Source organism: Aphanothece hegewaldii CCALA 016, from assembly GCF_003007785.1.
GTDB classification, from domain to species: Bacteria; Cyanobacteriota; Cyanobacteriia; order Cyanobacteriales; family Microcystaceae; genus Chroococcus; species Chroococcus hegewaldii.
In genome coordinates this window covers 1-12,659 of record NZ_PXOH01000003.1, presented here as the reverse complement: position 1 = coordinate 12,659, position 12,659 = coordinate 1, and the positions used below count along the sequence as shown (strand labels likewise).

Below are 12,659 nucleotides of genomic sequence, written 5' to 3'. Positions count from 1 at the left end.
CTGCTCCGTCACAGCTTTTTTTGACTATAAAAGAGGTAGGAAATGGCTACGCTATGTTTTCGCGCAGCCAAATGACCGCTCAATCTCAGAGACTACATTCCTAAAGTTCCCGAAAAATTGCTCAAAATCATCACACGAAAAAATAAACTTAAAATTTAATTATGATTCAATGCAAAATTCTAAAATCTGACCCGATAGACTGCCGAACCGAAGCTGTACCCCAGATTCTAAAGGGATTTCTTGGTGATGGATTTTTTGCCATTCGCCATTCGTTGAAATAAAGGTACCAAAACGAGAGTAATCTTTAAAGAAATACTGATAACCAGAATTCGCTAAAACTTCACGACAGAAGATCTCACCGTGTTTATGACTAACCCATTTTTCTTCTATGACTAGATCATTTTCACTCTGTCGGCCGAGTCGCATGAGTCCCCCATTAATTGGCCAGACTTTGTGAGGGTTTTTCAGTGGACGTAAACAGGCAACGGGAAATAAAGGTTGTTCGATATTTAGCGGTAAATCTGGCAATTCTGTAATTCCTGCGTTATTTGGTTCGAGTAACACACCATCAAATTCAGGGTGCATATAAAGAATAGGTAATGTCCAAGCAGGTTGATGATATTTGTAAATGGTTAACAGTTGTTGTCTACCGACTCGAACCGCATGATCGATAGGAAGTCGCCCTGTTAATGCTTTGGTAAAGGCTTGGATAAAACATAACGCTTCTGGATCAGAAATTGTGTCACGCATCCCCAAAACGGCAGGAACGCCATGATTGAGCAGAACTTCTGCAAGGCTACTTTGTTCTAAGATCTGTTGCTCACAGGTGGCACTCTGCGCCCCCCAACAGGCGTTAAAAAGGGCGAGGGTAATATGATTACGGACGAGGGTTTGAGCGAGTTCTGTGCCATTAATCACGGCTTCTGGATGCAATAATAAGTAGCCTCCATTGGGACCAGTCATGCCGTGTCCCCCATAAAAGAAAATATTATAATCTCCGTTATCTAATGCTTCTGTTAGTTCTGCGGGCGTGGGTTGAGTGAGTGTTGTTAGCTTTACGGGGACATTCGATGGGACTAATTTAGAAATTTGGGTGAGTACGGTGGCATCTGTAGCAAGGTTAGAGGGTTCTTTTTGTCCTAAAACGAGTAAGATGTTTAATGTTTTGCGATATGGGACAAAGGCTAGGGGATCAACATTACTGGTTGTACGACTAAATAAGATTTGCGGATGTAGTGAGATCGATTGTTTGCTCGGAGATGGTTTGATGATTTCCCAGGGTAAGGTTATTAGGTAGGGTTCGCGGATTTCTAGGCGAATGCGTAGCGATCGATTTTGTCCTAATGCCATTCCCCAACTTTGAGCTAAACTTTGATTAATTGCGCCACTAAATAACCAGTTCCATAAGTTGATTCCTAATTCTTGCATTACTTGAGTGCTATAGCTTTCCCCTGCTTCGGGATGGAATAAAAGGGGGAGTGAGTCGGGGGTGGCAAACGGAAAAGCCACTTTTTGTAGTGAATAAAATTCTTGCCAAGCTAACCAGAGTTGAGTTAATTTTTCGGGCCATGTACAATCATGATGAACATACCCACCTGGGATCGCAGAACGTGTTACCCAGATTGCAAAGTGATTGGAGTTTATTTGAGATAAACGGGCGATCGACAGACTCAATGAGGAGTCACTCTCAGTATACATCTACATCAGCTCTAATTATTATGAGTTTGGCTTTTCATTAAGTTATCTTGAGCGAAGAAATTTGCCCAATTAATTATTGTTCCATGAATGTTCTAACGGTTCCATCTGGACTTAAAACCAGTCGTATTTGAGGATTTCCAGCAACTTCTAGAGGAGATACAAAAGTTTCTCCGATTAATGGCATCCCAGTCCGATCTAAATAAATTTTAGACGCTTGACCTAATGGAGTAATTCGACTAATCGAACCATCTTGACTTAGGACTAAACGGTATTCTAAGGTTTGTTGTAAGCTTTCTGGCGGTTTCCAACGTTCCTTAAAATATTGTCTAGCTTCACCGACTTGAGGAATGGTATCTAATAAAGTTGCTTGACTTTTATCACTTTGTGTGCTGATTGTTTTAGCTGTTTCGGTCTCTTGTGATGATGCTAGAGGGGGTAACTCTGGTAAGTTTGGCGCGGGTGGATTTGGATTAAACGTCTGTGGTGAAAGGTTTTGCGTCGATCTGGGCGCAACTGGAGGGGGTAAAGTGGGTAGGGTTCTAGAGGGTTGAACTGTTGATGGGTTGCTGGTTTGAGGTGTAATAATAATCGCTGGATTGTTGGCGCTTGGAACTACTGGAGGCGGTGGTAAGACTGCTCTAGGAGGAATGACGACGGGTATCGAGGGATTGCGCGGTGGTGGGGGTAAGGCGACGACTGTCGATGGTGTGGGTAGGGGTTGACGTTGCGCTAAGGTTGGCGGAATACTAGGAGATGGAACTGGTGTACCAGTTGGCGGTGTGGGAACGGGGGGTAAAACATCTTTGACGATCGATTCGGCGGGTTTAGAATTTGCTTCGGGAAGACTTGCGGTTTGTTGGAGATTTTCTCGAATTTTTAGACTTGCTGTACCGACACCTAATGCGATCAAAAATGCTGCTACTGCGGTTCCTAACCATGTTGTGGCGACTTGCTGCAATTTGGGTTTGGCGATCGCTGGTAAAATTGATATATCAGTCTTATATTCTTCTAAGGCGTTGGCTAAATCATAGAGTTGAGAAGCGGTTAGGGAAACGGAAGATTGAGGGGGTTCGACGATTAAAGAACCGAAAGATAATTCATGTCTGAGAAGCCCTAGGGGGTGTAGGGAAGGGATCGAGGGCAGGGTAATAGTAGGTTGTAAGAGGGTAGCCGTCGAACTGGCTGTTAGAGGAAGATGAGAGGATGAGGTTTTAAGAAAGTTTTGGATATAGTGATTGACGACATCACTAAAAATTTGTAATTGGGTGCGATCGCCTTTTACGATAATTTGGTCTTCGGTGGGATTTCTCGGATCATCAAACCGTAGTATAAAGCCTATATCTTTTACACGATTTTGTCCCGTCCATAAATACAATCTAGAACGATTACCCGATAATTCTAGGGTACAGGTAGGAGGTGTATAACGACGAATCAGGACTTCTTGAGAAAACATAAGATTTAAGGAATTGAATAATCTAGAAGGGCTAACCAAAGACGACGATGACCATTATGACTACTGTAAAACAATAAATCGACTAATAGTTTAAAGGCTAATTGGGTGAGTGATTGGGTTGTCACTTTTTCGCCTTCTTCTAGCCTATCTTGATAGATTTGGCTAAAGTTGTCGAGGTAATCCCCTAGAAGGGAAGCTTGATGAGGTTCTTGATTTTGTGCGATCATTTGTTCTAGTAAACCGACAGCCCGACGAAGTAATTCTCTGTGTTCTTGAGCGAGATAACCGATAATAATAACCAGCGATCGCGCTTCTTCAACATCCATTTTTTTTCGTCCGCCCGAACTTTTTCGTTTAGGATTAGACTGACGTAATCGCCACAAGGCTACTCGATCTGCGATCACCTCTTCTAAGTTTAGCGCGTGGACTGCCTGTAAAATGCCATCTGAGCTAATTTCAGTCAAGGCCTCTAAAGCCATTAAAATCAAGTCTAGATGGGCTTTCATGTTATCTAAGTGTTGACCATCAGGCGGCGTATTTAGAGGTAAATCCTCCCAATTTCGGGCAGATGTAGGCATTTTCACTTCAGGGGGCATAAGTCAAAAAAAGGGCTTTTAACAAAAAACCTGAGTTGCTCAGAAGTTTAATAGAGAGATTCTAACCTGTATTTGAGCTATTTTTCTGGTGATCAACAGTAATACAATAGTTTAGACGGACTCACAGCCAGATATTCTATCCATTTACCGCCGTTTTTACATCCCCTTTATGAGTTTAGAATCAGTAGCCGATGCAGCCATTAAGGAAAATTTAGAAAAATTTTTAATTGTTCTTTCCGTTTCTTTGAGTGTCGCCACCATTTCCAAGATTTTTACTTGGTTTCGCCAAATTCCCTATACTCTCCTTTTGGTGATTGTTGGTTTGGGATTAGCGTTTTTAGATATTCGTTTAGTTAATCTTTCTCCAGAGTTAATTCTAGAAATTTTTCTGCCTCCTCTATTGTTTGAAGCCGCTTGGAATACCCGATGGCGAGAATTAAAAGAAAATTGGCTACCTGTAAGTCTTTTTGCGATCGTTGGTGTCATCATTTCAATGATTGGGGTGGGATTTGCCTTAGATGAATTTACGTCTTTATCTTTAGTAACGGCTTTATTAGTGGGTGCAAGTTTGGCTTCAACCGATCCAGTTGCAGTTGTCGCATTATTCAAAGAATTGGGCGCAAGTAATCGTTTACTAACGCTAATGGAAGGCGAAAGTTTATTTAATGATGGGGTGGCAGTTGTGGCGTTTCTTCTCTTAGCGGAAATGCCGGTCGGTGTTCACGATTTTTCACTGTCTGAAACTCTCAATCGTTTTTTAACTTATGTTGGTTTGGGCGTGGTCATCGGGGGTTTAATTGGTTTTGGAATTTCTTATCTAACTCAAAGAATTGATGTTCCATCAGTTGAGCAATCTTTAACTTTAGTGTCGGCTTATGGAACTTATTTATTAACGGAAGAATTAGGAGGATCTGGGGTAATTGGTGTTGTTATTGTCGGGATTATTTTAGGGAATTTTGGTTCTCGGATTGGCATGAATCCCCGAACTCGTCAATTAGTAACTGAGTTTTGGGAGTTCTTCGCTTTTTTTGTGAATTCAATTGTTTTTCTTTTAATTGGTGATCAGGTTAAATTTTCGAGTTTAACTGATAATTTTAAAGTCATTGGTATTGCGATTTTAGCCGTAGTAATAACTCGTTTTATTAGTATTTTTGGTTTAGGTAATTTTAGTAATTTTATCGCCGAAAGTAAGATTAATTGGCGAGAACAGACTGTATTATGGTGGAGTGGTTTAAGAGGTTCTGTTTCAGTTGCACTCGCTTTGAGTTTACCGATTATTGTTCCAGCGCGTCAAGAAATTATTGAAACTGTTTTTGGCGTAGTATTATTTACATTATTAGTTCAAGGTTTATCAATTCAGTGGTTATTAAATAAACTCAATTTAATCGGTGATCAGCCTCTTCGATTAGAATATTCAGAATTATTAGCTCAAAAGGTCGCTCTTAATCGTATTCTAAATTATATGGAATCTCTAGATAAATCGGCTGATTTTAATGCACAAGTTTATCAAGCAGAACAGGAATTAATTGAAAAACAACTTAAGAATATTGAAGAAAAAATTAAAGAATTGACAACCGCAAATCCACAATTAAAGTTTTTACCAGTCGAACAATTGCGAGAAACTCTTTTAAATATAGAAGCGGATACCTATGCTGAGTTTATTCGTTCAGGAAGAATTAATGATAATCCTCGATCTCTCCTTAAAGAAATGCTGGCTAAAAATAGAGAAATAGAATTTAAACAAGAAGCAATTCAAGAAGCAATTCAAGAAGTTATTAAATTAGAAGCGATTAAAGAAGGAGAATTATCAGAAGAACTGAAAAACGAACTCAATTCATTAACTGAATTACCTCAATCTCCAGTAGAAACTTAGATTAATCTTAGGTTACTAAATTCGTTATAAATACCCTATAAAAATGTCCTGTTATACGGATTCGCTAAAGTTAAATTTAATAAAATATCTGGTTTTCTAAGTTGTTCTTTACTTATCTAATAACCCATTTTTAATGTTGTGCAGGTCTATCATGTCAGAAATTATAATCCGTCTTTTACAAGAACAAGAATTAGCCAAAGCTGACCAGATTTTTCGCTTGGCTTTTGGTACTTTTATTGGTTTACCCGACCCGATGCAATTTGAGAGTGGTGCGGCTCATTTTCCCCATCGTTGGAAAACCGAACCTAGTGGGGCTTTTGCTGCTCAAATGAATCAACAATTAGTCGGCTCAATTTTAGGGGTTCATTGGGGTAGTTTTGCTTTTTTTGGACCTTTAAGTGTTCATCCTGATTTTTGGGCGAAAGGTATTGCTAAATCATTGGTAGCGGCAGAAATGGAACGATTTGAAGCATGGGGAATACAACAAGCAGGACTTTTTACTTTTCCTAATAGCTCAAAACATCACGGACTGTATCAAAAATTCGGCTTTTATCCTCAGTTTCTCACTCCAGTGATGGCGAAATCGATACAACCGCTTAAGTTAAATTTGTCTCAAAGTTGTTATTCTCAATTTAATGAAAGCGAAAAAGCGATCGCTCTCTTTGAGTGTCAAAGTCTGACTGATGCTATCTATGATGGATTAGATTTATCTAAAGAAATTCAAGCAGTTGATACTCTAAAACTTGGTGATACGGTGATGTTGTGGGATAATGACCGTTTGCTGGGTTTTGCGGTTTGTCACTGTGGCCAAGGAACTGAAGCGGGTCATCAGACTTGTTTTGTTAAATTTGGTGCAATTCGACCTACAGATAAAGCAGGTGAACACTTTGAGCGATTACTGGAATTGTGTGAGGCGTTTAGTTTTACTCAAGGTTTGACGAAGTTACGAGCAGGGGTGAATACCAGTCGTCATGAAGCTTATTGTACAATGCTAAATCTTGGGTTCCGCACAGAAATTACGGGGGTAGCTATGCAGAAACCCAATAAAGTAGGTTTTAATCGTCCTGATGTTTTCGTTCTCGATGATTGGCGGTAATTAGGCTAAATTATGCTTGTTTGAGTGCTTTAACTGCTGCTAGATATCGTTCTTTGATATCTTCGCGGTCTAACTCCTCTGAAATTCCCTCGTAGCTACCGCGCTCAATCATCTTAGCATGACGCAATAGTGAGGCACTGTCTGCTTTATGATAGGTAAAAGGAGCAATAACAGCGATCGCTTCTAGTAATCGTATCGTAACCGCTACACTCGTTTTTCCATACTGTCGAATTTGGTTAAAAGCAGCATCTGTCACATCCGCGAATGAAATCGGTTCAGCAATAATACGAAGCTTGTTATTATTATCGTAGCGATAGGGAGAAGGTATCTCTCTTTGAGCTAGATCACACAGGGCTGCACTCAGTTGATCAATACACCGAATGGCAGTAAATGGATCGTTAATTCCAGGCGAAAGAGCGCGTACAGCAATCTCAACAAGCTGGTTGACGGAGAATTCTACGTCTTGTTGCTCTGTGCGTTGTAATCCCAAAACGAAAGTATCGTTAATCTGCTTTGTAAGCTTTTTGTTAACCCGTTCCTCACTGAAAACCAGTACAAGCTCACTACCTTTAACAACGAAATTTCCTGGGCGGTTCTGAACTCTCAACAGCAGGTTATTTTCTGTCGCAATCTTCATAAGCTGATGATGATCAATGGCTTGAATATAGCCGCTATTGATGGCTTTAATTGAGTAAGCATCACGCTCAAAATTAGTTGGAATGTCCGTTATCGGTTCTTGGCTTAACTTTGATGCACCCCTTCCTATTTTGTCGGGAAAAAGCCGATCAATTGCATCCTCTAATTCAATACCAACTTTAGTAATGACTTGATCGACTTGGATCGAAGAGGCCGAATGATGGATAAAGTAAATGAGTACACAAATACTAGCGATTGCTAATCCGATACCACACGTCACGGCAAGATGGGGTACAAATTCGTTTTCTTCAACGCCATTGATCGTTCGCAGTACCAGCAAGCTATAAACAAAGGTCGAGATAAATGTTCCGAGTACAATCTGATTGCCCGTATCTTGCATAAAGTTACGCAACAATCGAGGGCCAAATTGTCAAGATGCAAGCTGAAGCGCAACAATTGTAATAGAAAAGGCAGTTGTAGCAACAGTAGCCATTGAGCCAGCGATCGCAGAAAGTATGGCGCGTGAACCACTAGGGCCAAGAGAATAAGCCCAGCCAAGCTGTCCAATAATATCCGTTTTTAGCGTTTGATCAAGTTGAATTGTGATGAATGAAAGTGCGCTCGCTAAAATAACCATTAGGGTTGGGACAAACCAGAAACTAGAATGTAGTGAATCCCAAAGTTGGCTAAATTTAGTCTGTTTCATCGGTTATCCTGTTCGGCGTTCCCATTTCGCTGATTTTTGATTTGAGCAAGTTTGGAGACTGCATCGCTAATACTACGGGGCTGTGGATCTTGGCCTTTTTTGGATGGCCAACCTTCCCGTTGACGAGTGCGATCGCCATCTGTTGCTTCAGTCTGATCATGAAACAAAATTTGCTGTGTTGGGAAGGGTAAATCAATCCCATTGCTCATTAACTTATTTTTGATATTTGTTAATACTTGATCTTGAACTTTTAGGACATCGGCACGACGCGGCGGTTGTACCCACCAACGAGCGCGGATGTTGACTGTACTACAAGCAAGCGCGACGACAATTGCATCAGGGGCAGGATCTTGTAGAACTCCATCAGTTTCGTGAATTGCTTCTAAGATTAATTGTCTTGCTGTGTTGATGTCATCCCCATAACCGATCCCAATGTCATACTCGAAACGGCGGTGAGAAAATGCGGTATTTACAATAATAGAATTGGTAAATAACTCTGAATTTGGAATGACGATACGCCTACCATCGTAGGTTCTAATCATTGTGGCGCGTGTTTGAATTTGTTCTACTGTTCCCTCAAAATCTTTGAAGATAATTTGATCATCAATTTGAAAGGGTTCAGTTAGAAGGATCAATATACCCGCAAGGAAATTTTGTAAGATATCCCGGAAAGCAAATCCGATCGCAACTCCACTAATTCCCAATAGTTGAATTAGATCCCCTGCTTTTAGTGACGGAATTACGATCGACAATGCGATAAATAATCCGAGTAGAACTGTTGTTCCTTGTGCCAATCGCCCTAGCACTAAACCTAGATTTCGCGCTTGGCGATGGTTGCGTGTCAGGTTTCTCACGACTCGCTTAATAGTCCTAGCTGTAAAGAAGAAGATAGCAAAGACAATTAATGCTAAGATCAGGTTGGGCAGCAGAGATAGGAAATCATTGACCATTTTCTGCATTTTGTCCCAAATAATCGATATTTCTGCGTTCATTCCATCGTTGATTAATAAATGATTGCAGAATTTTAAACAAATTAAGTAAAATTATCTTCTATCTGAGGTTGATAAATTCTTATGATGCTAATGGGTTAAATTCCGATTCAGTTTGCGATCAGCTTGATACAGCTTTTAGAACAAGAACTGGTGCCATAAAAAATAAAAGCACCAATAACAACAATTTCTCGCAAAGGTCGGTTAATTCACTGAACCATCCACCAACCGAACGCAGGACCAATAAACCAGATGGTAAACCAAATGGCTGCTAAAACACCAATACCAACCCAAGCTCCTTTAGTGGTTATTTTATAAGCTTCTTCGGCTTGTTTGTTGGTAAAAGGAAGCCAAGAGACGATTTTTTCTTCTTGTCCGTATTTTTCGCCGAGCGCTGCTTTACGACGTTTTGATTCACCCATAGTCTTAAAGATAGTAGCGTTTATGAATGATCATAGCTTGTTCCAAGAACTGTCAACCATGAGATTAATTTTTTTCCATAATATAAAGAGATAAATCTTTATTTGTAGATACTTAACGCCCTTATGATGGACATTACTCAAGCAGAATATCGTCAACGTAGAGAACGGTTGATGGAAAAAGTAGGCAATGGTACAGCGATTTTTCGCAGTGCGCCTCATGCCGTGATGCACTCCGATGTAGAGTATGTTTATCGTCAGGATAGCGATTTTTTTTATTTGACGGGGTTTAATGAACCCGAAGCGGTTGCAGTATTAGCGCCTCATCATGCGGAACATCGCTTTATTCTTTTTGTACAGCCGAAAGACCCAGAAAAAGAAACTTGGACGGGTTATCGTTGGGGAGTAGAGGGGGTTAAACAGGATTTTGGAGCGGATGAAGCTTATTCAATTCACGAATTAGACGAAAAGTTACCCCAGTATATCGAAAAAGCCGATCGCATATACTATCATTTAGGACGCGATCATAAGTTTAATGATACTATTCTTTCTCACTGGCAACGTCTCATAGCTGGCTACCCGAAACGAGGAACCGCCCCCGTAGCAATAGAAGATACTAATTTTATTCTTCATCCAATGCGTTTGGTGAAAAGTCCTGCTGAATTAGAAATGATTCGTCAAGCGACTGCTATCTCTGCTATGGCACACAATAGGGCGAGAGAATTTGCTAAAGTCGGAAAATATGAATATCAAATTCAAGCCGAAATTGAACATACTTTCCGTATTGAAGGGGGAATTGGGCCTGCTTATCCGTCAATTGTTGCATCGGGTAAAAATGCTTGTATTCTGCATTATATCGAGAATAACTGTCAGCTACAAGATAATGATTTACTGCTCATTGATGCGGGTTGTTCCTATGGGTATTACAACGGCGATATTACCCGCACTTTTCCCGTAAATGGAAAATTTACACCCGAACAAAAAATCATTTATGAACTTGTTTTAACGGCACAATTAAAAGCAATTGAAGCTGTACAACCTGGTCAACCTTATAATTGTTTTCATGATACAGCCGTTAGGGTTCTAGTTGAAGGTTTAATGGATTTAGGTTTATTAGTTGGGGATATTGAAGAAATTATTAAAGAGGAAAAATACAAGCCTTTTTATATGCACAGGACGGGACATTGGTTAGGTTTGGATGTTCATGATGCGGGAGGTTATAAATGTAATGAGGAAACGTGGCAAATTCTACAATCTGGTCATGTTTTAACGGTTGAACCTGGAATTTATATATCACCCGATTTTAAACCTTTTGAAGGACAACCCGAAGTACCTGAAAGATGGCGAGGTATTGGGATACGCATTGAAGATGATGTATTAGTAACAGAAACAGGACATGATGTTTTAACCTGTTCTACACCTAAATTAATTGAAGAAATAGAACATTAATCATGTAGGATTCTTTTACCATTTTCCCCCTCGCTTTTTATGAGAGGGGGTTAGGGTGTGAGGTTTGTCAAACACTGTATTAAACACAATGCTAAATCAGCAACAAAAGGAGGACGAACGATTGTGTAATGAGTTCCTGAAAGCAAATAATTATTAATTTCATTAGTTGTTAATTCACTCCATTTTTCTAGATTATTTTGGATTTCTTGAGCTAAAGTATTTTCGGTTGCTTGAAATAAAGTAATTTGTCCTGTATAAGATTGCGGTTTATAAGCATTTAAAGCCATAACATTTTTTTGATAAACTTGCCAGAGATATTGTGCTTGTTCTAAATCAAAATCATCGGGAATTAAATTTGTTTTTTGGGCAATTTCAAAAGCATAAATAAGTTGTTCTTCTTGGCTTAGATTTACATATTCTGGCTCAATTTCTGGACGTTCAATATTAAATAAATCTGCTAATAAATTCAGAGGATGCTCTAAATTTAAAGGCTCGTCATCAGGAATGTGGGTATCAATTAAGCCTAAAAAAGAAACCGTTTCACCCTGTTTTTGAAGTTGTTGCGCTATTTCATAAGCTACTAAACCACCGAAAGACCAACCCCCAATTAAATAAGGACTTTGAGGTTGTACAGTTTGAATTGCTTCTAAATAGTATTGCGCCATTTCTTCAACACTATTCATCTTATCTAAATTTCCTGCTTGTAATCCATAAAAAGGTTGTTCTGTTCCTAATTGTTGGGCTAAATCAAAATAACATAAAACCATTCCACCGACAGGATGAACAAAGAATAATGGTGGTTTAGTTCCTTTGGGTTGAATAGAAACTAAAGGAGAATGTAAGCTTAAATTAGCTTCTTGGCGTAACAAACTCGCTAATTGTTCAATGGTTGGATACTGAAAAAGAGTTGCTAAAGGTAAATTTTGTCCAAACTGTTGTTTAATCAAAGACATTAATTGAACAGCTAACAGGGAATGTCCGCCTATTTCAAAAAAATTATCTCGAATTCCAATCGAATTAAGCTCTAAAACCTCTGACCACATTATCGAGAGTTGTTGTTCTAAAAGGTCTCTTGGTGCAATAAAATTTGATGAATTTCGATTGAGATTATCGGGTGTTGGTAATGCTTTACGGTCGAGTTTACCATTAAAAGACAGGGGAAATGATTCTAAAAAGACAAAATTTTGAGGAATAATGTAAGGGGGAAGTTTTTCCTGTAAGAAAGCACGGATATTATTTATAGGTTGTTCAGGAGCAACTAAATAAGCTACTAATTGTTTGTCTCCTGATGCTGTTTCTCTCATTATTACTACAGCGTTTTGAATCTCAGGATGTTGTATCAAAATGCTTTCTATTTCTCCTAATTCTATACGAAATCCTCGTAATTTTATTTGATTATCGATGCGTCCGACATATTCAATATTTCCATCACTTAAATAACGCGCCAAGTCACCCGTTTTATATAATTTAACCAATGGGTCATTACTAAAAGGGTTGGGAATGAATTTCTCTTGTGTGAGTTGAGGACGGTTTAGATAGCCCCTCGCTAGTTGTCTTCCTCCGATGTGCAATTCTCCTAGTACTCCAACAGGTACGGGTTGTAAGTATTGGTCTAAGATATAGGTTTGAACGTTGTTTAATGGTTTTCCAATTAGTACTGTATTGATGTCAATAGATGAAGTTATTTCGTATTGTGTGGCGACGACGGTTGTTTCTGTGGGACCATAAGTATTAAATAGACGCG

At 39.4% G+C, this 12,659-nt stretch carries 9 protein-coding genes and 1 pseudogene; 3 read left to right on the top strand and 7 right to left on the bottom strand.

The features are described from left to right. Window positions 1–159 precede the first annotated feature (159 nt). The 3 genes from C7H19_RS03440 to C7H19_RS03430 form a co-directional block, all read right to left on the bottom strand. Window positions 160–1,698, bottom strand: a complete 1,539-nt coding sequence (locus C7H19_RS03440; protein WP_106455499.1) for a CHAT domain-containing protein — start codon at window positions 1,696–1,698, stop codon at window positions 160–162. A gap of 73 nt (window positions 1,699–1,771) precedes the next feature. Continuing rightward, on the bottom strand, window positions 1,772–3,151 hold the full coding sequence (locus tag C7H19_RS03435) for a DUF4335 domain-containing protein (RefSeq protein ID WP_106455498.1): 1,380 nt from the start codon (window positions 3,149–3,151) through the stop codon (window positions 1,772–1,774). Window positions 3,152–3,156: 5 nt separating this feature from the next. Then, window positions 3,157–3,729: a DUF3038 domain-containing protein gene (locus C7H19_RS03430; RefSeq protein ID WP_245927271.1), complete on the bottom strand. Its 573-nt coding sequence runs from the start codon at window positions 3,727–3,729 to the stop codon at window positions 3,157–3,159. Between the two features lie 187 nt (window positions 3,730–3,916). On the opposite strand from C7H19_RS03430, the gene C7H19_RS03425 reads away from it, so the two are divergent. Continuing rightward, entirely contained in the window at window positions 3,917–5,620 is a 1,704-nt protein-coding gene (locus C7H19_RS03425; RefSeq protein ID WP_106455496.1) for a cation:proton antiporter, read from the top strand. Between the two features lie 151 nt (window positions 5,621–5,771). Further along, the gene (locus C7H19_RS03420; protein ID WP_106455495.1) at window positions 5,772–6,716 is read left to right on the top strand and encodes a GNAT family N-acetyltransferase; all 945 of its coding nucleotides are present in this window, start codon (window positions 5,772–5,774) and stop codon (window positions 6,714–6,716) included. A 10-nt stretch (window positions 6,717–6,726) separates the two neighbouring features. Here the strand turns inward: C7H19_RS03420 and C7H19_RS03415 are convergent. The 3 genes and pseudogenes from C7H19_RS03415 to C7H19_RS03405 all read right to left on the bottom strand — a co-directional run bounded on the left by C7H19_RS03415 (window position 6,727) and on the right by C7H19_RS03405 (window position 9,469). After that, a pseudogene (locus tag C7H19_RS03415) lies at window positions 6,727–8,058 on the bottom strand (DUF2254 domain-containing protein). Continuing rightward, window positions 8,055–9,050: a mechanosensitive ion channel family protein gene (locus C7H19_RS03410; protein ID WP_106455494.1), complete on the bottom strand. Its 996-nt coding sequence runs from the start codon at window positions 9,048–9,050 to the stop codon at window positions 8,055–8,057. Before C7H19_RS03410 ends, C7H19_RS03415 begins: the two are co-directional and overlap by 4 nt. Before the next feature lie 206 nt (window positions 9,051–9,256). Next, window positions 9,257–9,469 (bottom strand): DUF2839 domain-containing protein, encoded by a 213-nt coding sequence (locus C7H19_RS03405; RefSeq protein ID WP_106455493.1) that lies wholly within the window; start codon window positions 9,467–9,469, stop codon window positions 9,257–9,259. A gap of 126 nt (window positions 9,470–9,595) precedes the next feature. On the opposite strand from C7H19_RS03405, the gene C7H19_RS03400 reads away from it, so the two are divergent. Beyond that, on the top strand, window positions 9,596–10,915 hold the full coding sequence (locus C7H19_RS03400; protein ID WP_106455713.1) for an aminopeptidase P N-terminal domain-containing protein: 1,320 nt from the start codon (window positions 9,596–9,598) through the stop codon (window positions 10,913–10,915). Window positions 10,916–10,965: 50 nt separating this feature from the next. Here the strand turns inward: C7H19_RS03400 and C7H19_RS03395 are convergent. Then, on the bottom strand, window positions 10,966–12,659 hold a 1,694-nt coding region (locus tag C7H19_RS03395), incomplete at its 5' end, for a thioesterase domain-containing protein (protein ID WP_146136487.1).